The following is a 21,979-nucleotide window of genomic DNA, read 5'->3' on the forward strand; positions in this document are numbered from 1 at the left end:
CGGAAGCTGGCATCACTCTCGACAGGCAGCCGGATGACTGCGCAGAGCGACCCCAGCTTTCGCTGGGGTGACGAAGAGGGGAAAGCTCCCAATCAACGATGTGTGAATGCCACAGCCCCCTGCGGGGAGGATTAATACGCGCTCTTCGTTTCATGCGATTGCCCTGCCAGACCCTGTCCGGCGGCTTTCCGTAAAGGGAAAGTGCTGCTAATTGCGGGCGATGAAAGCCGTTATGATCGCGGGCCTGGGTGCGCTCGCCATTATCAGCACCTCCACCGCCATCGCCCGACCCTTCACGCCGGACGATCTCGTCAACCTCCGCCGCATCGGCGATCCCGCCGTTTCGTCCGACGGCCATTGGGCCGCCTTTTCGCTGCGCGAGACCGATCTCGCCGCGAACAAGGGCCGCACCGACATCTGGCTGCTCGATCTGACGAAGAAGGGCGCGAAGCCGATCGCCTTCGCCGCCGATCCTGCCGCGAGCGAGAGCAGCCCGCAATTTTCGAGCGACGGCCGGACCCTCTATTATCTGTCCGACAAGGGCGGCGGCGCGGTGTGGAGCAAGCCGCTGGGCGGCGGCGAGGCGCACCAGGTGACGGCGCCCGCCTTCGACATTTCAGGCTTCAAGGTCGCGCCCGGCGACGGCCGCGTCGCCGTGTGGGCGGACCGTCCGCTCGATTGCGCCGACCTCGCCTGCAAGCAGCCGGAGCCCGCGGCCACTGCCGGCAGCGGGCGCGTCTATGACAAGCTGTTCGTGCGGCATTGGGATACATGGTCCGACCACCAGCGCTCGCGCCTGTTCACCTTGCCGATCGCCAATGGCGCGGCGCAGGGCAATGGCGTGCTGATCTCGAAGGGATTGGAAGGTGACGTACCCTCCAAGCCGTTCGGCGGCGGCGAGGAGATCGGCTGGAGCCCGGACGGCGCGACGCTCTATTTCGCGCTGCGCGAGGCGGGCCGGATCGAGGCGCGCTCGACCAATCTCGACATCTTCGCCGCGCCCGCCGACGGGTCAGCCGCGCCGAAGAATCTGACCGCCGCCAACCAGGCGACCGACAATTGGCCCGTCGTCTCGCCCGACGGACGCTATCTCGCCTGGGCGGCGATGAAGCGGCCGACCTATGAGAGCGACCGGATGGTCGTGCAGATCCGCGATCTCAAGACCGGCGAGACGCGCGCCCTCACCGAGGGCTGGGACCGATCGGTCGCATCGATTGCCTGGGCGCCCAATTCGCGCAGCCTGTACGTCACCGCGCTCGACCATCTCGACGAGCCGCTGTTCCAGGTCGACCTGGCCGACGGCAAGGTGCGGCGGATGACCGGCGAAGGCAGCGTCGCCGCCGCGGTGCCAAGCGGCAACGGCGTGCTCTACACGCTCAACAGCCTGACCGAGCCCGGCGATCTCTACCGGCTCGACGAATATGGCAAGCCCGCCCGCCTGACCGTCGTCAACGCCGACAAGCTCGCCGGCATCGACATGCCCGAGGCGACCCGCTTCAGCTTCGCCGGTGCCAATGGCGACACGGTGTGGGGCTATGCGGTGAAGCCGCCGGCGCTCGCCAAGGACGCCAAGGCGCCGATCGCCTTCCTCGTCCATGGCGGCCCCCAGGGCAGCTTCGGCAATGGCTGGTCCTATCGCTGGAACCCGGCGGTGTTCACCGGCGCTGGCTATGGCGCGGTGATGATCGATTTCCACGGGTCGGTCGGCTACGGCCAGGCCTTCACCGACAGCATCAACCGCGATTGGGGCGGCAAGCCGTTCCAGGACCTGAAATTCGGCCTTGCCGCGGCGACCGCGAAATTCCCCTGGCTGAATGCGGATGACGCTTGCGCACTCGGCGCCTCCTATGGCGGCTTCATGATGAACTGGATCGCCGGCAACTGGCCGGACCGATTCCGCTGCATCGTCAACCATGACGGCGTGTTCGACGCGCGCGGCATGGCCTATGAGACCGAGGAGCTCTGGTTCGACGAATGGGAGCATGGCGGCCCCTATTATGAGAAGCCGGAAGAGTATGAGAAATGGAACCCGGTGAACCACGTCACCGCGTGGAAGACGCCGATGCTGATCATCCACAGCGAGAAAGACTTCCGCATCCCAGTGACGCAGGGGCTGGGCGCCTTCACCGCGCTCCAGCAGCGCAGCATCCCGTCGCGCCTGCTCGTCTTCCCCGACGAGAATCACTGGGTGCTGAAGCCGAAGAACAGCCTGCAATGGCATCACGAGGTGCTGGGCTGGCTGGCGCAGTGGACGAAGAAATAGGCTTTCGATACAGGTAGGTAATCTACTATTCTAACGAGGTGAACCAGAAGTTCGCTCTATTCTTTCCTGGTCATGCCAGCGGAAGCTGGCATCACTTTCGACAGGGGGGCGGGTGACTGTTGAGAGCGACCCCAGCTTCCGCTGGGGTGACGCAGGCGTGGTGGAAGGAACCCGATCAAGCGCTCGATGCTAGAGTTGGCAGGAGACCGTGATGAAGGTCGAAATCGTCAATGGGCCGCTTGATATCGGGAAACCGAGCAAACCCAGATATCGGATGCGTCGTGAAAACGGCGAATGGGTCCGTGTTCGTGTCGTTGATGCGGATAGCCCGACCTTTGCAGCAGATTTTCTGGCTGCGTTCAGGGCCAATGTCCGTCGCGTGCGTAGGGAGCGGCGGGTAGCGGAGGCGGAGCAGATGGCATCCTCATCTCGCGATTCATAGGTTTGCGCGGCCCGTTCCGCCCGCTAAAGCCGCGGGCATCATGACCGATCTGCCCAAGACCTTCGACCCCGGCGCCATCGAGGCGCGCTGGTACGCCCATTGGGAAAGCGCGGGGCGGTTCCGTCCCGAGCGCCCGGACGCGCAGCCCTTCACTATCGTGATCCCGCCGCCCAATGTGACGGGGTCGCTGCACATCGGCCATGCGCTCGACAATACGCTGCAGGACATATTGATCCGCCATGCCCGCCTGCAGGGCAAGGACGCGCTGTGGGTGGTCGGCACCGATCATGCCGGCATCGCGACGCAGATGGTGGTCGAGCGGCAGCTCAACGAGCGCCAGCAGAAGCGCACCGATTTCAGCCGCGAGGCCTTCATCGCCAAGGTGTGGGAGTGGAAGGAGGAGAGCGGCGGCACGATCACGCGCCAGCTCCGCCGTCTCGGCGCCTCTTGCGACTGGGCGAACGAGCGCTTCACGATGGACGAGGGCTTCAGCCGCGCGGTCATCAAGGTGTTCGTCGATCTCCACCGCGAAGGCCTGATCTATCGCGACAAGCGGCTGGTGAACTGGGATCCGGGCCTGCGCACCGCGATCTCGGATCTCGAGGTCGAGACCAAGGAGGTGCAGGGCAAGTTCTGGCACTTCTCCTATCCGCTCGCCGACGGCTCCGGCGCGATCTCGGTCGCGACGACGCGGCCGGAGACGATGCTGGCGGACATGGCCGTCGCGGTGAATCCCGAGGATGAGCGCTACAAGGCGCTGATCGGCAAGCAGGTACGGCTGCCGATCACCGGCCGGTTGATCCCGATCGTGGCGGACGAGCATGCCGATCCCGAGCTCGGCTCGGGCGCGGTGAAGATCACGCCGGGGCATGACTTCAACGATTTCGAGGTGGGCAAGCGCGCCGGGTTCAAGCCGGCCGACATGCTCAACATGCTCGATGCCGACGCGAACCTGATCCAGACCGCCGACGGCCTGATCCCCGACGATCTGCTCGGCCTGCCGGGCTCCGTTGCGCGCGCGAGCGTCGTCGAGCGGATGGAAGCGCTCGGTCTGCTCGAAAAGGTCGAGGATCGGGCGATCCAGACGCCTTATGGCGATCGTTCGGGCGCGGTGATCGAACCGTGGTTGACCGATCAATGGTATGTCGATGCCGCGACGCTCGCCGGCCCGGCCATCGCGGCCGTGCGTGATGGCGCCATCCGCGTCGTGCCCGAGACGTGGAAGAAGACCTGGTTCAACTGGCTGGAGAATATCCAGCCCTGGTGCGTCTCGCGCCAGCTCTGGTGGGGCCACCAGATCCCGGCCTGGTATGACGAGGACGGCACGCCCTATGTCGCCGAGGACGAGGCGGTAGCGCAGGCGCTGGCCGGCAACAAGAAGCTGACGCGCGATCCCGACGTGCTCGACACCTGGTTCTCGTCCGCCTTGTGGCCGTTCGGCACGCTCGGCTGGCCGGATCAGACGACGGCGCTCTCCCGCCACTATCCCAACGACGTGCTGATCTCCGGCTTCGACATCCTGTTCTTCTGGGATGCGCGCATGGCGATGCAGGGGCTGCACTTCATGAAGGAAGTGCCGTGGAAGACGCTGTATCTGCACGGCCTCGTCAGGGCGGCCGACGGTTCGAAAATGTCGAAGTCGAAGGGCAACACGGTCGATCCGCTGGGCCTCATCGACAGATATGGCGCAGATGCGCTGCGCTTCACGCTGACCGCGATGGAGAGCCAGGGCCGCGACATCAAGCTCGATGAAAAGCGGGTCGAGGGCTATCGCAACTTCGCGACCAAGCTGTGGAATGCCGCGCGCTTCGCCCAGTCCAACGGCATCGGCGCCTCCGCGACGATCGAGCCGCCGGCGGCCCAACTGCCGGTCAACCGCTGGATCGTCGCCGAGACGGTCAAGACCGTGCAGGCGCTCGATCTCGCGCTCGCCGACCTGCGTTTCGACGAAAGCGCCAACAGCATCTACCAGTTCGTCTGGGCGACCTTCTGCGACTGGTATCTGGAGCTGATCAAGCCGCTGCTCGGCCCCGAATCCGCCGCAGCGGAGGCGGCCGAGACGCGCGCGGTGGCGGGCTGGGTGCTCGACCAGATATTGGTGATGCTGCATCCCTTCATGCCGTTCATCACCGAGGAACTGTGGCATGCGCTGGGCGAGCGGTCCTACGACCTTATCCTGGCGAAATGGCCGATGGCCGACGCGCGGGCGATCGATCCTGCGGCGCAGGCGGAGATCGACTGGCTGATCCGGCTGGTCGGCGAGATTCGCACCGCGCGGGCCGAGCTCAACGTGCCGCCGGGCGCGCGCCTGCCGATGATCGTGCGCGACGCACAGCCGCGCACCGAGGCGCGCCTCGGCGCCCAGCAGGCGGCGCTCGCTCGCCTGGCGCGGATCGAGAGCGTCACGATCGGCGGCGCTGCGACGGGCGGCGCCGCGCAGATCGTGGTCGACGAGGCGACCTTCGTGCTGCCGCTGGAGGGCGTGATCGATCTTGCCGCGGAGCGCAGCCGCCTCGACAAGGCCGCCGCCGCTGCCGAGAAGGAGCGGGACTCGCTGGGCGGCCGGTTGTCCAATCCGTCCTTCGTCGAAAAGGCCAAGCCCGAGGCGGTCGCGAAGGCACGGGAGGATCATGCCGCCAAGTCTGCGGAGGCGGATCGCCTGCGGGCCGCGCTGGCTCGGCTGGGATGAAGCCGTATTTCGTTATGCCGGTTTCCGCCGGCATGACGCGTTGTTAAAAAGCGACATGGCCGCTTCCGGCCTTCCCATAGGACCTCCGCGGCCATAGGGCGGGGCATGGAAGCTGACGCCCCGATTCCCAATGTCCGGCCTGGTCAGAAGGATCTGACGAGCGGCCCGATCACGCGAACCCTGCTGGTGTTCGCGCTGCCGACGCTTGCGTCCTCGATCCTCCAGTCGCTCAACGGTTCGATCAACGCAGTCTGGATCGGGCAGTTTCTCGGTGAAAAGGCGATCGCGGCGACCACCAACGCCAATATCGTGATGTTCCTGATGTTCTCCGCGGTGTTCGGCTTCGGCATGGCGGCGACGATCCTGATCGGCCAGAGCATCGGCCGGCGCGACGTCGATGCCGCGCGCCGCGTGATCGGCACCGCCTTCGGCATATTCGTGCTCGCCTCGCTGGTGACGATGACGGCGGGCTGGTTTTTGGCGCCTGCCTTGTTGCGTCTGCTGGCGACTCCGGCCGACGTCTATCCGCTGGCGCTCGCCTATCTGCGCGTGATCTTCCTCTCGATGCCGCCGACCTTCCTGTCGACGCTGCTCATCATGTCGCTGCGCGGGACCGGCGATTCGCTGACGCCGCTGTGGTTCATGGCGCTTTCCGCCGTGATCGACGTCGCGCTCAATCCGGTGCTGATCCGCGGGCTGGGGCCGATACCCGCCATGGGCATAGCCGGATCGGCGACGGCGACGCTGATCGCCAATTATGTGAGCTTCGTCAGCCTCGTCGCCTATATCTATGCGCGCGACCTGCTGATCCGGCTGCGCGGCCCGGAACTGCGCTATATCCTGCCGCAGGGCGCGCTGCTGCGCATGATCTTCGCCAAGGGCCTGCCGATGGGCTTGCAGGTGCTGGTCTTCTCGACGTCGGCGCTCGCGATGATCGGTCTCGTCAATCGGCAGGGCACCGCGACCACTGCGGCCTATGGCGCGTCCAGCCAGCTTTGGACCTACATCCAGATGCCGGCGATGGCGGTGGGCGCGGCGGTCAGTGCTATGGCGGCGCAGAATATCGGCGCCGGTCGCTGGGATCGCGTCGGCCTGGTCGCGCGTGCCGGCATCATGATGAACCTCGTGGTGACCGGCGCCCTGATCCTGATCATCGGCCTGGCCGATCGCCACGTGCTGTGGCTGTTTCTCGGCAATGACGACCATGCGATCGCGATCGCGCGGCACATCAACCTGGTCGTTTCCTGGAGCTTCGCGCTGTTCGGGATCGGCATGGTGCTGACCGCCGTCGTGCGCGCCAACGGTGCGGTGGTCGCGCCGCTGATCATCCTGATCGTCAGCGTCTTTCCGGTGCGCTTCATGATCGCGCTTACCGGCTTGCCGCATTGGGGCGCCGAGGCGCTGTGGTGGAGCTTTCCGGCCGGTTCGATCGCCTCGTTGATCCTGCAGGCGCTCTATTATCGCAGCGGCCGCTGGAAGACGCTGCGTATGGCGGTGCCGCCGAGCCCGATGGAAGCGGAAGAGCAGGCGCTCAGCGATTGCGAGCCGGCGGGACGGATGTACCCGGCGGGGTGAGGGCGGCGCTACCGGTCAAAGCGACCCGTTTGTTCTTCGTCATCCCGGACTTGATCCGGGGTGAGGCATCGATCTCAAACCATCACTTTTCCAACAGTGGCGGGCGGAAAAGCCCGTTCAACCCGCAAGCTCGCGCGAGCGTTTCGCGCAGGCGTCGGCTGCGTCGGCGACCAGCTTGTCGAGCGCGTCGTCGGCGTCGAAGCGGGCCAGCGCCGCGGCGGTGGTGCCGCCGGGGCTGGTGACTTCCACGCGCAGGTCCGCGATCGGGTCGGAGCGGGAGTCGGCGAGGGCGCCGGCACCGGAGAAAGTGGCGCGGGCCAGCTTCATCGCCAGTTCGGGCGGCAGGCCCTCGCGTTCGCCGGCGCGGGCCAGAGCCTCGGTGAAGCGGAAGAAATAGGCAGGTCCGCTGCCCGAGACGGCGGTGACGGCATCGATCTGCGCCTCGGTCTCGACCCATACCGTCTCGCCGACCGCCTTCAGCAGCATCTCGGCATAGGCGCGTGCCGCGCCGTCGACATTGGGGCCGGCGACCAGCGCGGTGATGCCCTTGCCGATCGCGGCCGGCGTGTTGGGCATGGTGCGTACGACACGTGCCTTGTCGCCGAGGATGGCGGTGTAGCGCGCGACGGTCGCGCCCGCGGCGACCGAGACGAACAGGGCGTCCTGCTCGGCCAGGGGAATGAGCGAGGGCAGCACCTGATCCAGCATCTGCGGCTTCACGGCGATGACGACGGTGAGCGGCTGGGGGAGATGCCGGGCGTCGTCCAGCGTGTCGAGCTTGCGTGTCCCGTCGATCGCAGGCGCCATCGGATCGAACACGGCGACCGATTCCGTCGCGATCCATCCTCGCGCCAGCGCGCCGCCCATCCGGCCGCTTCCGATCAGCAGCACGCTTCCGCTCATGTCCTAACTCCCTGCGAAATCTCATCCTCCCCGAAACGGGGAGGGGACCGCGCGCAGCGCGGTGGAGGGGGCCCGTTGACGGCAGGCGCTACGTCCGTTGCACGCGGGAACCCCTCCACCATGCTGCGCATGGTCCCCCTCCCCCTGCGGGGAGGATGAAGGGGGTAAGAGGCTTGGGCGCTTCGATCAAGCGGCGCGGGCGGCAATCAACTCCTCGCGGCGCTGCTTCGTGGCTTCCATGTCGACGACCAGCTTCTCGGGATGGTTCGCCGGATCGCCCCGTACGATCACGCCATAGTCGCGATACGCGCCTTCGATGCTGACATATTCGTCGCGCACGTCGTTCTTCACCCGCTCGGGATCGCGGGTCAGCGGATCACCCCAGCCGCCGCCCCCGCCGGTGGTGTAGCGCAGGAAGGTGCCGGGGCTGGTGCGCAGCGTCTTCTCCTTGGCGAAATAGACATAGTCGCCGTTCGGATCGGCCTGTTTGGTCTCGGGATCGAACATGCCGCCCATCGGCTCCGAGCGGGCGTAGATGGCGGGATCCACCGGCAGCAGCGCGCGTTCGGCGGCGACATCGAACGCCTCGGGAGGGAAGACCCAGCTTGCCTGGCCGCTGCCGTCGGTGCCGCCATTGACGCCGCTGCCGGCGGGCAGGCGCGCATGCATCGGGCCGATCGTCGAATGCTCGGCATCCGAAAGCCACAGCGTGTCCTTCACCACCGCCGCGCCGCCGCGGTTGAAGCCGGCGCCCGCGCTGTCGGCGACATAGTCGCGGCGCAGCACGACGACGGGCGTGTCGGATTCGATCGCCTCGATCGCCGGATCGATATTGTTGAGGATCTGGAGGACGTTGTAGCTGTCGCCGTCGCCGGCCTTGCTCGCCCCCCAGGGGCCATGCTCGCCGCCGCACTGCGCCGCCGTCACCCAGGGCGTGCCATCCTTGCGCAGGCCGTTGGCATTGTGGACCATCAGCGAGCCGAAGTCGCCCGCCACCGCATCCTCGCCAAGCACCGGCGCGAGCGCGCGATAGACCGAGGCGAAGACCGCGGACAGCGCCTCCCAATAGATGAACACCGGCCCGTCGGGCGGCGTCGCGCTGCAGATGGTCGCGGGCGGCATGACGATGTCGATGTTGCGATAGGCGCCCGAGGCGAAGGGCGTATCCTGCTCGATCAGCATCTTCAGCGCGACGCCCACCGTCGCCTTCACGTCGAGCGGGCTGCAATTCACGCTGGTGCGCGCCTGCGCCGAGGTGCCGCTGAAGTCGATCTCCAGATTCTCGCCGGCCTTGGTGATCGCCACCTTCACCTTATAGGCGAAACGATCGTCCATGCCGTCGGCATCGATCACGTCCTCGCCTTCATAGACGCCGTCCGGGATGCGCGTGCGGATCGCCTCGCGCATCGCATCGGCGGCGACGTCGCAGCTGTAGCGGATCGCGCCGAGATAGGCCTCGATGCCGTAGCGCTCGATCGTTTCCGCCAGCAGCTGCTCGCCCAGCTTCAGCGCCTGGTTGATCGACTTGATATCCGGCAGCAGCATCGCGCAGTAGCGCGCATTGTCGAAGATCAGGTTGAACGCCGATTTCACCGGCTTGTTGTCGCGGTAGATGAGGGTCGGCGAGATGACGAGGCCGGTCTCGTAGACATTCTGCTTGGTGGCGCTGAACCCGGCCGGCACGATCCCGCCAATGTCGAGCTGGTGCGCGCGGAAGGCGAGGAAGGAGACCAGCTTTCCCTGGTGGAACAGCGGCCGGATGAAGGCGACGTCATTGACGTGCAGGCCGACGCGATAGGGATCGTTGGCGAGGATCATGTCGCCCGGCTGGAGATTCTCCGGGCCGAACTCCTCGATCGTGTTGCGCACGCCGTCGGGCATGGTGCCCATGAACATGAGCATCGAATCCGATCCGGTGCTCATCGCATAGTCCATCTCCGGCGGTCCGGAGAGGGTGGCGGCGAAATCATACCAGTCGCGCAGGATCATCGAGAAGGCGGTGTTGAGCAGCCCGGTGCTCATATGCTTCATGACGTAGCGGAAGCGGCTCGCCAGCATCGTCATGGTGAACTGGTCCGAGCCGTAGCGCCCGCGGAATTCGGCCTCGGTGAGATCGCGAAGCGGCTTGGCGCTGCGGCCGAAGCGGCCGGCGGGGGCGTCGGCGATGCGGTCGTCGTCGCGATCGATCAGGGCAGTGGCGCTCATCGTGTGGCTCCTTCGCCGTTACCCGTCATTCCTATAAGGGCACGGCCGCTGTGCAAATCGCCGTCATCCCGACGGAAGTCGGGATCCATGAACACTCCGACGAAAGCAGGACGCAACGTCACGTCCGTCCTGCTGCGGAGCGCTGAATGGATCCCGACTTTCGTCGGGATGACGATGAGGTTCGAATCGATCATCCTCTCTGCGCCCGCATGATGTGCAGCTCGCCGCGCTCGCCGACGCGCATCGTCTGGCCGGGCAGCATGAAGGTGGTCGACAAGGCCTCGCGGATGATCGCCGGCCCGTGGATCACGTCGCCCGCGCGCAACGCCTCACGATCATATTCATATGCCTTCACGGGCGTTTCGTAGAGATAGTCCAGCATGATCTCGCGGATCGGCTGCAACGGCTCGTCGCCCCGCGGCGGCAGGATCGGGTAATCGACCTTGGAGGTCGGCAGCACCACCTCGACTCGATAGGTGACGCCCTGCACCGGCAGCGCGGGAAAGCGGTTGCCCGAGCGGCTCTGATAGACCTGGTGGAAATTCTCGATCATCGCCTCGACGCCGGCGGCGTCGATGGTCCCGGCCGGGACGGGGACGAACGGCGTCTCCCAGCTCTGGCCGAGCAGCCGCCCGTCGAAGGCGCGCACGAAGACGAGCTCGTCCTCGCGGCCCTTGAACCTCGCGCGCATCGCCGCCTCCATCTCGCGATAGACGGCATCGATCTCGGCGGCGACGTCGGGCGTCAGGATAGTGTAGGCGCTGCGGCTGTCGCTGTAGGTCTGCTCGGAGCTGACCAGGCCAAGGGCCGAGAACAGGCCGGGGTGGGGCGGCACGATCACCTCGCGCGCGTTGAGCAGCTCCAGCGTCGCCGGCACCGTCATCGGCCCGGCCGCGCCGAAGGCGACGAGGCTGTAGTCGCGCAGGTCGATGCCGTGGCGCACGGCGACGTTCGCCATGCCCTCGGCGATGTTGTTGACGCTGACGTTGAAGGCATAGCGTACCCGGTCCTGCAGCGAGAGGCGGGTGTCCAGCCCCTCGAACGCCTGGATGGAGAGCTGCTTGTCGAGCTTCATGCGCCCGCCGGCGAAGCCGTCCGGATCGATGATGCCGATCAGCAGGAAGGTGTCGGTGGTGGTCGGCACGGCGCCGCCCTTGCCGTAGCAGGCCGGGCCGGGATCCGCGCCCGCGCTGCCGGGGCCGACCATCAACTCGCCCGCCTGATTGATCGTGACGAGGCTGCCGCCGCCGGCCGCGATGCTCACCACCTCGTTCGAGAGGGCGTTGACGATCAGGTCATGCTCCAGCTCGAAGGTGGTGTTCACGAAGGGCTTGCCGTTCGACACCATGCTGATGTCGCAGGTCGTGCCGCCGATATCGGCGCAGAGCAGGTTACCGCGATCGATCAGCCGGCCGAAATGCGCGCTGGCCACCGTGCCCGCGGCGGGGCCGGCGAACACGATCTCGAACGGCCGCTGCATCGCGACGTCCGCCGCGAGCAGATGCGCCGCGCAATTGGCATAGTTGAGATCGCCGCCGAAGCCCAGGTCGCGCAGGCCGCGATCCAGCCGCTCGGTATAAGCGCCGTAGATCTTCTTCATGCACACGTCGATCACGGTGGTCGACGCGCGGGCGAACTCCTTGGCGAGCGGCGAGACCTCGCTGGAGATGGAGCAATGAACCTCGCCCAGCTCCTCGCGCACCAGCTCGCGCAGGCGGCGCTCATGTGACGGGTTCACATAGGCGTTGATCAGGCAGATGGCGACGCCTTCCACCTCGCACTCGCGCAGCACGCGCAGCTGATGACGGGCCTGCTCCTCGTCGAGCGGGATCAGCACGCTGCCGTCGGTCAGCACGCGCTCGTTGATGCCGCGGCGCAGGTAGCGCGGGATCAGCGGGCGGGCGACGTCGCCATAGCTGCGCCGCCAGTGCGGATCGGTGAGCGCTTCCGGAGGGCGCCAGACGCGGCCGCCGTCGAGCATGTCGCGGTGGCCCTCGGTGGTGAGGAAGCCGACCTTGGGCAGGCGCCGGGTGAGCACCGCGTTGAGGCCGTGGGTGCTGGCGTGGCTGAACACGCGGGCGCGCTCGACGCCGATCTCCTTCGCGCCCTGCAGCACGCCCCGCTCGGTGTTGCGCACGTCGGTGGAGACCTTGACGGTGGATATCTTTCCGTCCGCGATCGCCACGACATCCGTGAAGGTTCCGCCCACGTCGACACCGATCAGCACGCCATGCTCTCCTTGAAATCAATTCCGTTGCCCAGCGGAGGGCGGCTCAGTCGAAATCGAGGCCCTCGGTCAGCAGCGTGACCGGGCCGAGCAGGCGCCAGGGCTTGCGGCTGACGGTGCGCAAGGTCGGCTGATGCTTGATCACGATGAACCAGCCGCCTTCCGAGAGAACGGGATATTCGCGAAACTCGTCGATCGTGGCGCCGGGGAAATCGCGGGCGAGATCGACGCCGGCTTCGCGCAACGCCGCCTCGGTGACGGGCTTGCGTTCCTGACGGACCTCCGGTGCGAAGGTCGATGATCCCAGATCCATCCGTCTTTCCTCGTCCTCGATCGTGCCGGTAGCGTCCCGGCTTTTGCGGCATTATAGCCTGCTCTAACGCGGAGTCTTGCGCAAAATGCGATCGGAAGCGCCGGTGCAATGACCTTTGCGTATTGGAACGACGGAAAAACGGAGGAGAGCGAAGCATGACGGATCAGGCGATGCGGCGGTTCGTGGGCAAGACGGTGCTGGTGACGGGCGCGGGTGCCGGCATCGGCAAGGCGATCGCCGAGGAGTTCGCCAAGGAGGGCGCGATCCTGATCCTGGTGGATCGCGATGCAGCGAACGGCGAGGCGGTGGCCGCAAGCATCCGGGCCGGCGGCGCCGATGTCAGCTTCATCAGCGCGGACGTATCCATCCCGGCGGACGTCGCCGACCTGTTCGCCACCATCGCCGCCCGGCCGGCGCCGCTGGACATCGCGATCAACAATGCCGGCATCGAGGGAACGGTGGCGCTGCTCGAGGATCAGCCGGATGCCAATTTCGAGCGGGTGGTAGGCGTCAACATCTTCGGCACCTTCCAGTGCATGCGCGAGGAGGTGAAGCTGATGAAGCCGCGTGGCGCCGGCGTGATCATCAACTTCGCATCGATTGCCGCACATGTTGGCTTTGCCGGCCTGACCGTCTACACCGCCTCCAAGGCCGCGGTGCTGGCGATGACCAAGTCCGCCGCGCTGGAACTGGCACGTACCGGGGTGCGCGTCGCCTCGGTCAGCCCCGGCCTGGTGGATACCGCGATGCTCGACCGTTTCTTCGCCGCCGATCCCAAGGCGCGCGCGACCATGTCCGAGAGCCTGCCGCTCGGGCGGCCCTGCACCGCCCATGAGATCGCCCGGGGCACACTTTATCTGGCGTCGGAGGATGGCGCGCTGGTGCTCGGGCAGACGCTCAATCTCGATGGCGGCTGGGCCTATGTGAAGTCCTGAGCGCGGGCACGAGTCGGTGCGAAAGCAATTCCCACTTTCGCACCGCATCACACTGCAAACGGATGTGACAGGCGGCGATCGGTTCCGGTAACAGGTTGAAAAACGGCGCTGAATCGGCTGATCCCGATTTTGTACCTGCCGATCGCCCGGCAGTTAAGAAGTTTTCACTCGCATTCTATCCTGCGCTGCGTCATCTTACTGACAGCAGTGAAAACATGGTCGCCTCGAGGATACGTGGCTGCAAGGTCGCGATGAAAAGGGAAGGGGCCTATGAAAAAATTCTCCATCAGCCCGACACGTCAAGTTGAGCTGGAGTTGGTCTTGGCAGCGGTGGCAGGCCTCATGCTGTGGTGGATCTGGTAAGCCGGGGCCTTTGCATATTGACCGGGCACAAGCCCAACCGCCATCGTGCCTGGCATGACGGTCTCGACTGGCGTGCATCCTGCAAGCGCTGCGGCATTGCCCTGGTCCGCGACAATGACGGCTGGCGAGTCTTTGCCGACCAGGACGATTCCGCCGAGCGCCATCCCCATTCGGTGACGGAGCGGCCCTCCTCGGGCTGAGTCACTGTCCCGGATTCGCGGCAGAGCGCGTTTCGAGGCGGCACCAGCCCGTGCCTTCCACGGGCTTCGCCTGCCTACCTGCGCTGTGCTAACCTTGGGACATGTCCGAATCCCAGCAGCCCTATCGCGTGCTCGCGCGCAAATATCGACCGCAACGGTTTTCCGAACTCATCGGCCAGGATGCAATGGTGCAGACGCTGGGCAATGCGATCCGGCGCGACCGGCTGGCCCATGCCTTCCTGCTCACCGGGGTGCGCGGCGTCGGCAAGACCTCGACGGCGCGGCTCATCGCCAAGGCGCTGAACTGCATCGGACCGGACGGCAAGGGCGGGCCGACGATCGATCCGTGCGGGGTTTGCGAGCCCTGCGTCGCGATCGCCGAGGGGCGGCATATCGACGTCGTCGAGATGGACGCGGCGAGCCATACCGGCGTCGACGACGTACGCGAGATCATCGAGGCGGTGCGCTATGCGGCGGTCTCGGCGCGATACAAGGTCTACATCATCGACGAAGTCCACATGCTCTCCAAGAACGCGTTCAACGCGCTCCTGAAGACGCTCGAGGAACCGCCGCCCCATGTGAAGTTCCTGTTCGCCACGACGGAGGTGAACAAGGTGCCGATCACGGTGCTCTCGCGCTGCCAGCGCTTCGATCTGCGGCGCATCCCGGCGGAGACGCTGGCTGCGCATTTCGCGCATGTCGCCGAGGCGGAGAGCGTCGAGGCCGAGCCGGAGGCGCTGGCGCTGATCGCGCGTGCGGCGGAGGGCTCGGCACGTGACGGCCTTTCGATCCTCGACCAGGCGATCGCGCATGGCGCGGGCGGGGTGAGCGCCCAGCATGTGCGCGAGATGCTGGGCCTGTCCGATCGCGGTGCCGTCCGGCGGTTGTTCGGCATGCTGCTCCAGGGGGACGCGCCGGGCGTTCTGGCAGCCGTGGCAGACCAGCACGACCTGGGCGTCGAGCCCGCCGCCCTGTTCCGGGGCCTGCTCGAGGCCGCGCATGGCATCACCCGCGCCAAGGCGAGCGGCGCTGGCGATCCCGCCCAGTCCGTCGAGGAGCGGGAAGCCTATGCCGAATGGGCGAGCCGCCTGTCCTACGCGACGCTCCATCGCCTGTGGCAGCTCCTGCTCAAGGGGCTGGAGGAGGTGCAGACCGCGCCGGTGCCGTTGCAGGCGGCCGAGATGGGGCTGCTGCGGGTCGTCCACGCCAGCCAGCTGCCCGATCCGGGCGAACTGGCCCGCCGTCTGGCGAATGGCGAAGGCATCGCCGCTGCCCCGCCGTCGGCCAACACGCCTGCGCCGGCCGAGGAGCAGCGCCCGCTGCTGGCGATCCCGCCCGATTTTCCCGCGTTGATCGAGGGGCTGCGCCAGAATCGCCAGCCGCTGCTCGCCGAGGATCTGCGCATCAAGGTCGGCCTCGTGCGTTACGAACCGCCGGAGATCGTGCTCTGCCGCCTCAAGGATTTCGACTCGGCGTTCGTCTCGCAACTCGCTCCCATCCTGCGCTCTTTGACCGGGCAGGCCTGGACGGTCGCGCTCAGCGATGGAATCCGCCAGAAAAGCATCGTCGAGCAGGAAGACGATGCCCAGCGCGACTGGGAGACGCATGTCGAAACATTGCCGGTCGTGAAGGCCGCGTTTGAGGCCTTTCCCAACGCCCATGTGGAAGAGTATCCGCCGAAGCCTGACGGATGGCTAAGGAGTAACCACGCGTGAAGAGTCTCGACGACATTCTCAAAATGGCTGCCAATGTGCAGGACGAACTGCAGAAGGCGCAGGCCAATCTCGATACGATCGAGGTGGAGGGCGTGTCCGGCGGCGGGCTGGTGAAGGTGAAGGCCAGCGCCAAGGGGCGCATCATCGGCGTCGATATCGACGAATCGCTGCTCAATCCGTCCGAGAAGCAGATGCTGGAGGATCTCATCGCCGCCGCGCTCAACGATGCGCGTGCCAAGGCGGATGCGGCCTCCAATTCGGAGATGAGCAAGATGACTGCGGGCCTGCCGCTGCCGCCGGGTTTCAAGCTGCCGTTCTGAGCGCCCGCCGATGCTGCTGGCCGCGGCCCTGCTCGCGGCGGCGCCTGCGCTGCCGCCGGGCCGTTACGCGACGGGACAGGTCTGGGAATATCGCACTAGGGCGAGCGATCAGGGTTCGTTGCTCAAGATCCAGAAGATCGATCCGGACGGGCCGAAGGGAATTGGTGGGCCGGTCTATCATGTCTCGGTGATCGGCTTTCGGCTCGCCAATCCGCGCGTGCCGGCGGTGCTGAGTCATGCTCCGCTCACAAAAGCTGCGCTCGATGCCAGCGTGACACGCTTGTCGCCGCTTCGTCCGACCTTTCCGGATGCGGTGCCAGGCATCGTCCAATGGCAGCAGGGTAAAGGCGGCGTCTATTCCGTGCCGGTGGCACGGATCATCGACATGTTCGATCGGACGACGCGGAATATGGGGCGGAGTAGGGTCGGTGGGGAGGCGTCATGCCAGCTTCTGTCGGCATGACCGTTCAGATTTTAGCCTCCGGCCTATTCGACCGACGTTCGTTTCGTTCGTCCCGAGCGAAGCCGAGGGACCATGCCGAGCGAAGCCGAGGCAGCCAACGTCGCCTTCTCGACTACGCTCGAAGGGTTCCCTCGACTGCGCTCGGGACGAACGGCAAAGTGGTCATTCCCACTGCGTTCGAAACACGCCTCTTCACGCCAGGCTGACGAAGCTGTCGAGCACGCGTTTGCGGCCGGCATGCTCGAAATCGATCTCCAGCTTGTTGCCTTCGATCTCGGCGACGGTGCCGTAGCCGAACTTGGTGTGGAAGATGCGCGTGCCGATGGCGATGTCGCTGCGCGGCTTGGCGGCGAAGCTGGCGGCGGAGGTTCGCGCTTCGGTCAGCCGCGTCGGGCGGGTGTCGATGCCGCTGGCGGAGGCGCGCTGCCAGCCGGGTCCGCGGCCGGTGCCGCGGCCGACATGGGCGAAGGGGTCGCTATGCTCGCTCCACTGGGCGCGCCACAGCGATTCGCCGCCGGTCATCGTCGTCTCGCTCTCGATATGCGGATCGGGCAGCTCGCCGACGAAGCGCGAGGGGATGGACGAGGTCCATTGGCCGTAGATGCGGCGGTTGGCGGCGTGGAGGATGATCGCGCGGCGGCGCGCGCGGGTGATCGCCACATAAGCAAGGCGGCGCTCCTCCTCGAGGCTGGCGAGGCCGCCTTCGTCCAGCGCGCGCTGCGAGGGGAAGACGCCTTCTTCCCAGCCGGCCAGGAACACGGTGTCGAACTCCAGCCCCTTGGCGGCGTGGATCGTCATGATCGTCACCTTGTCGCGCTCGGCCGCCGCATCATTGTCCATGACGAGGCTGACATGCTCGAGAAAGGCGCCGAGCGTCTCATATTCCTCCATGGCGCGGGCGAGCTCGGTGAGATTGTCCAGCCGCCCCGCGGCCTCGGCCGAGCGTTCGGCCTGGAGCATCGCGGTGTAGCCGGATTCGTCGAGGATCTGCCGCGCGAGCTCGGCATGGGGCAGCGCGCCCGCCATGTCGCGCCAGCGCGCGATGTCGCCGATCAGATTGCCGAGCGAGCGGCGCGCCTGGCCGGTGAGCTCGTCCGTGTCGAGGAGGCGCGCCGCGGCGAGCGTCAGCGGCAGGCCGTCGGCACGGGCGGCGAGGTGGATCTTGGCCACCGCCTTGTCGCCGAGGCCGCGCTTGGGCACGTTCACGATCCGCTCGAAGGCGAGGTCGTCGGCCGGCTGGTTGACGACGCGCAGATAGGCGAGGGCGTCGCGAATTTCGGCGCGTTCGTAGAAACGGAAGCCGCCGACGATGCGATAGGGCATGCCGATCGCGATGAAGCGGTCCTCCAGCTCGCGGGTCTGGAACTGGGCACGCACCAGGATGGCGACGTCGTCGAGCCGGCCGCCGCGGCGCTGGATCGCCTCGATCTCTTCGCCGATGCGGCGGGCCTCCTCCGGGCCGTCCCACACGCCGATCACGCGCACCTTCTCGCCGTCGCTGCCGTCCGCCTCGCGCTGTTCGGTCCACAGCGTCTTGCCCAGCCGGCCGCCATTGTTGGCGATCACGCCCGATGCGGCGGCGAGGATATGCGGGGTCGATCGGTAATTCTGCTCCAGCCGGATGATCACGGCGCCCGGAAAGTCCTTCTCGAAGCGCAGGATGTTGGCCACCTCGGCGCCACGCCAGCTGTAGATGGACTGATCGTCGTCCCCCACGCAGCAGATGTTCTTGCGGCTCTGGGCGAGCAGGCGGAGCCAGAGATACTGGCTCGAATTGGTATCCTGATACTCGTCCACCATGATGTAGCGGAAGCGCTGCTGATATTGCTCCAGCACGTCGCGATGCGTCTTCAGGATGGTGAGGGTGTGGAGAAGCAGATCGCCGAAATCGCAGGCGTTCACGGCGCGCAGCCGGGCCTGATAGGCGGAATAGAGCTCGCGACCGCGCCCGTTCGCGAATGTCTCGCTCTCGGCCGCGTCGATTTCGGCCGGCGTCCAGCCGCGATTCTTCCACCGATCGATCAGCCCGGCGAGCTGGCGAGCGGGCCAGCGCTTCTCGTCCAGATCGGCAGCGGCGATCAGCTGCTTCAGGAGGCGGAGCTGATCGTCGGTGTCGAGGATGGTGAAGTTGCTCTGCAGGCCCACCAGCTCGGCATGGCGGCGCAGCATGCGCGCGGCGATCGAGTGGAAAGTGCCGAGCCAGGGCATGCCTTCCGCCACCTCGCCGAGCAGCCGGCCGACGCGATCCTTCATTTCGCGCGCAGCCTTGTTGGTGAAGGTGACGGCCAGAATCTCGGACGGCCAGGCCTTGCGCGTGTAGATGAGGTGCGCCAGCCGCGCAGTGAGCGCCGCCGTCTTGCCGGTGCCGGCCCCGGCGAGCACCAGCACCGGCCCTTCCGTGGTCAGCACCGCCTCGCGTTGGGGGGCGTTGAGACCGCTCAGATAAGGCGGATCGGAAGAGGGCATCGGCTGGGTCACGGCGAACAGTTAGGGAACAGCGGCGGCGAGGGCAAGTTCCGGGAGTCGCCATCAATTTATCGTGCGGTGCAGCACAAGACCCGTAGGGGCCCGTGCTGCTCTTCTCCGTCATCCTCACCCGATGGAGCGCCCGATGACCGTGAGCCAGCTCGATCCCACAGCCCGTCGTTCCCCGAGCAGCATCGCCCGCGACAGAGCCTTCATCGACGAATTTGCCTACACCGGGCCCGGCACGCTGATGGGCCGCTACATGCGGCTGTTCTGGCAGCCGGTGGCGCGCTCGATCGATCTTCCGGCGGGCAAGGCCAAGCCGATCACCGTGATGAACGAGCGCTTCACCCTCTACCGCGGCGAATCGGGCACGGCCTATGTGGTCGATCATCACTGCCCGCATCGCGGCACGCAGCTGTCGGTGGGCTGGGTGCAGGGCGAGGAGATACGCTGCCTCTATCATGGCTGGAAGTTCGCGGGCGACGGCGCCTGCGTCGAGCGGCCGGGCGAGCGCGGCAAATCCGGCGCGGGCATTCGCATCGGCGCTTATCCCACGCGAGAATTTTTCGGGCTGATCTACGTCTATTTCGGCGAGGGCGAGCCGCCCGCCTTTCCGCCCTTTCCGGATTTCGGCGGGGAGGGCGTCGTCGAAAATTATGCGACGATGCTGCCGGTCAATTTCTTCCAGAGCTGGGAGAATGACTGGGATCCCTATCATGCCCGCTGGACGCACCAGACCGGCGAGCTGCACGAAATCGACTATGATCTGGCGCTGGAGACCGAGAAGAACGAGGAGCTCGACTATGGCGTCCGCCGCACGATGGAGATTGGCGGCGGGGCGATCAACACGGCGATCCTGATGTTCCCGGCCACGGTGCAGCTGCTGATCCCGACCTTCAACGGTTACAATAAACGCAGCGCGGGACCCAGCTTCCGCCGCACCTACCTCACCCATGTGCCGATCGACGATCACAGCCACTGGGCCTATATCTCGCAGCTCGTGCCGGTATCGGCCGACGAGGTCGAAAGCTATGCGCGCGAATATGAGGCGCAGGAGGCGCTCAACCGGACGCTGCCCAGGCCGGCGGACATCGCCGGGCCGATCCTGCGCAACGGCATCACCACCATCGAGGACGTACGCGACCATCCGATGCTGGTGGAGATAGAGGATTCGCTGGCGCAGGGCGGGCAGGGCACCATCGCCGATCGTCATGCCGAACATCTCGGCCGCACCGACGCCGGCGTGGTGATGCTCCGCCGGATCATGGCGCGCGAGCTCCAGGCGCTGGCCGAGGGGCGGCCGACCAAGCAGTGGACGACCTGCCCGATAATTCCGCTTGAAGGAGCCTATGGCCAGACGGCATAGGCAGTAATCGGTTGCGGAGAAAAACCTGTTCGCGCTGAGCCCCGGCTGAGCGCAGCCCCGAACCTCCGCCAAAGCGACACGAGAGAGGAGTGATCAGGTTCGCGCCGCCGGGCCGCGATCGCCTTTGATTCGGTTGGGAGACGAAAGATGAGTGGACTGCAGAAACGGGCGGAGGGCGTCCACCATCCCGGCCTCGTGCATTTCGCGCTCGCCATGGGCGGCTTTGCGATCGGGACCACCGAATTCGCGACGATGAGCCTGCTGCCCTATTTCGCGCCCGGCCTGCATATCGACGAGCCGACGGCGGGCCATGTGATCAGCGCCTATGCGCTCGGCGTCGTCGTTGGCGCGCCGCTGATCGCGGTGCTGTCGGCCCGCATGGCGCGGCGCACGCTGCTGATGCTGCTGATGGGCGTGTTCGCCTTCGCCAACGGCCTGTCCGCGCTCGCGCCGACCTACCACTGGATGCTGCTGTTCCGTTTCCTGAGCGGCCTGCCGCATGGCGCCTATTTCGGCATCGCCGCGCTGGTGGCGGTATCGGTCGTCCCGCCCGACCGGCGCACCGCAGCGGTGGGGCGGGTGATGCTCGGCCTCACCGTCGCGACGATCCTCGGCGTGCCCTTCGCCAATTTCCTCGGCCAGGCGATCGGCTGGCGCTGGGGCTTCGCGGTCGTCGCCGCGCTGGCGCTTCTCACGACCATGCTGGTTGCGCTGTTCGCGCCGCACGATCGCCCGGAACAGGGCGCGAGCCCGCTGCGCGAACTGGGGGCGCTGGCGCGGGGGCAGGTGTGGCTGACCCTCGCCACGGGTGCGATCGGCTTCGGCGGACTATTCTGCGTCTACACCTACATGGCCTCGACGCTGATGGACGTAACCGGGGTCGGCCCCCATCTCGTGCCGGTCGCGCTCGCGGTATTCGGCATCGGCATGACCGCGGGCAATCTCATCGTCCCCAAGTTCGCCGATCGGGCGTTGATGCCGACGGCGGGGGCGCTGCTGCTGCTTTCGGCCGCGGCGCTGGCCGTCTACCCGTTCGCCGCATCGAGCTTTCCGCTGGTCCTTGCCGATATCCTCGTGATCGGCATCGGCGGCTCGCTCGGCACGGTCCTGCAGACCCGGCTGATGGATGTCGCGGGTGATGCCCAGGCGTTGGCGGCCGCGCTCAACCATTCCGCCTTCAACACCGCCAATGCCCTCGGGCCGTTCCTCGGCGGCCTGGCCATCGCCGCGGGCCATGGCTGGACGTCGACCGGCTGGGTCGGTTGCGGCCTCGCGCTCGGCGGTTTGGCGATCTGGGCGATTTCGCTGGGTATGGATCGGCGGCGTTGAGCGCAGTGCGTTCAATCTGGCTCATTCACGCCACCTGCGTCACCCCAGCCCTTCGACTTCGCTCAGGATAAACTCCGCCTTCGGCGGAAGCTGGGGGCGCTCTCCGCAGTCACCCGGCTGCCTGTCGAGAGTGATGCCAGCTTCCGCTGGCATGACGGTTCAGATTTTACGCTCGATGCTCTAAAATCCTTCTCCCGCAAGC

The 21,979-nt window shown here is 66.5% G+C and carries 16 protein-coding genes; 11 read left to right on the forward strand and 5 right to left on the reverse strand.

The window, feature by feature from the left end:
• Positions 1–220: 220 nt before the first annotated feature.
• The 4 genes from GQY20_RS13105 (at position 221) to GQY20_RS13120 (ending at position 6,969) form a co-directional block, all read left to right on the forward strand.
• Positions 221–2,263 carry a S9 family peptidase gene (locus tag GQY20_RS13105; protein ID WP_157217544.1) on the forward strand — a complete coding sequence of 681 codons (2,043 nt, stop codon included), beginning with the start codon at positions 221–223 and terminating at the stop codon, positions 2,261–2,263.
• Positions 2,264–2,474: 211 nt separating this feature from the next.
• Positions 2,475–2,705 carry a hypothetical protein gene (locus tag GQY20_RS13110; RefSeq protein ID WP_157217545.1) on the forward strand — a complete coding sequence of 77 codons (231 nt, stop codon included), beginning with the start codon at positions 2,475–2,477 and terminating at the stop codon, positions 2,703–2,705.
• 40 nt (positions 2,706–2,745) lie between these two features.
• Entirely contained in the window at positions 2,746–5,394 is a 2,649-nt protein-coding gene (locus tag GQY20_RS13115) for a valine--tRNA ligase (protein ID WP_157217546.1), read from the forward strand.
• A gap of 105 nt (positions 5,395–5,499) precedes the next feature.
• Positions 5,500–6,969, forward strand: a complete 1,470-nt coding sequence (locus GQY20_RS13120) for an MATE family efflux transporter (RefSeq protein WP_157217547.1) — start codon at positions 5,500–5,502, stop codon at positions 6,967–6,969.
• A 117-nt stretch (positions 6,970–7,086) separates the two neighbouring features.
• On the opposite strand, the gene proC is transcribed toward GQY20_RS13120, so the two are convergent.
• The 4 genes from proC to GQY20_RS13140 form a co-directional block, all read right to left on the reverse strand.
• Complete coding sequence (gene proC, locus GQY20_RS13125) at positions 7,087–7,872, reverse strand: pyrroline-5-carboxylate reductase (RefSeq protein WP_157217548.1); 786 nt, start codon at positions 7,870–7,872, stop codon at positions 7,087–7,089.
• A gap of 186 nt (positions 7,873–8,058) precedes the next feature.
• Positions 8,059–10,077, reverse strand: a complete 2,019-nt coding sequence (locus tag GQY20_RS13130) for a hydantoinase B/oxoprolinase family protein (protein WP_157217549.1) — start codon at positions 10,075–10,077, stop codon at positions 8,059–8,061.
• 190 nt (positions 10,078–10,267) lie between these two features.
• Positions 10,268–12,304: a hydantoinase/oxoprolinase family protein gene (locus GQY20_RS13135; protein ID WP_198350948.1), complete on the reverse strand. Its 2,037-nt coding sequence runs from the start codon at positions 12,302–12,304 to the stop codon at positions 10,268–10,270.
• Positions 12,305–12,350: 46 nt separating this feature from the next.
• Entirely contained in the window at positions 12,351–12,617 is a 267-nt protein-coding gene (locus tag GQY20_RS13140; RefSeq protein ID WP_157217550.1) for a hypothetical protein, read from the reverse strand.
• Positions 12,618–12,772: 155 nt separating this feature from the next.
• Here GQY20_RS13140 and GQY20_RS13145 point away from each other — a divergent pair, with 155 nt between their 5' ends.
• The 5 genes from GQY20_RS13145 (at position 12,773) to GQY20_RS13165 (ending at position 16,613) form a co-directional block, all read left to right on the forward strand.
• Positions 12,773–13,552, forward strand: a complete 780-nt coding sequence (locus GQY20_RS13145; RefSeq protein WP_157217551.1) for an SDR family NAD(P)-dependent oxidoreductase — start codon at positions 12,773–12,775, stop codon at positions 13,550–13,552.
• Between the two features lie 380 nt (positions 13,553–13,932).
• Positions 13,933–14,115 carry a hypothetical protein gene (locus GQY20_RS13150; RefSeq protein WP_157217552.1) on the forward strand — a complete coding sequence of 61 codons (183 nt, stop codon included), beginning with the start codon at positions 13,933–13,935 and terminating at the stop codon, positions 14,113–14,115.
• Positions 14,116–14,216: 101 nt separating this feature from the next.
• The gene (locus GQY20_RS13155) at positions 14,217–15,830 is read left to right on the forward strand and encodes a DNA polymerase III subunit gamma/tau (protein ID WP_157217553.1); all 1,614 of its coding nucleotides are present in this window, start codon (positions 14,217–14,219) and stop codon (positions 15,828–15,830) included.
• A complete protein-coding gene (locus GQY20_RS13160) occupies positions 15,827–16,150 on the forward strand; it encodes a YbaB/EbfC family nucleoid-associated protein (protein ID WP_157217554.1) in 324 nt (107 codons plus the stop codon). The genes GQY20_RS13155 and GQY20_RS13160 overlap by 4 nt, the downstream gene beginning before the upstream one ends.
• A 10-nt stretch (positions 16,151–16,160) precedes the next feature.
• The gene (locus GQY20_RS13165; protein ID WP_157217555.1) at positions 16,161–16,613 is read left to right on the forward strand and encodes a hypothetical protein; all 453 of its coding nucleotides are present in this window, start codon (positions 16,161–16,163) and stop codon (positions 16,611–16,613) included.
• A 192-nt stretch (positions 16,614–16,805) separates the two neighbouring features.
• On the opposite strand, the gene GQY20_RS13170 is transcribed toward GQY20_RS13165, so the two are convergent.
• Positions 16,806–19,091, reverse strand: a complete 2,286-nt coding sequence (locus GQY20_RS13170; protein ID WP_157217556.1) for an ATP-dependent helicase — start codon at positions 19,089–19,091, stop codon at positions 16,806–16,808.
• A 133-nt stretch (positions 19,092–19,224) separates the two neighbouring features.
• On the opposite strand from GQY20_RS13170, the gene GQY20_RS13175 reads away from it, so the two are divergent.
• Positions 19,225–20,448 carry a Rieske 2Fe-2S domain-containing protein gene (locus tag GQY20_RS13175; RefSeq protein ID WP_157217557.1) on the forward strand — a complete coding sequence of 408 codons (1,224 nt, stop codon included), beginning with the start codon at positions 19,225–19,227 and terminating at the stop codon, positions 20,446–20,448.
• A gap of 147 nt (positions 20,449–20,595) precedes the next feature.
• A complete protein-coding gene (locus GQY20_RS13180) occupies positions 20,596–21,777 on the forward strand; it encodes an MFS transporter (protein WP_157217558.1) in 1,182 nt (393 codons plus the stop codon).
• The last annotated feature ends 202 nt before the right edge of the window (positions 21,778–21,979 follow it).

It is taken from the genome of Flavisphingomonas formosensis (assembly GCF_009755815.1).
Lineage (GTDB): Bacteria > Pseudomonadota > Alphaproteobacteria > Sphingomonadales > Sphingomonadaceae > Flavisphingomonas > Flavisphingomonas formosensis.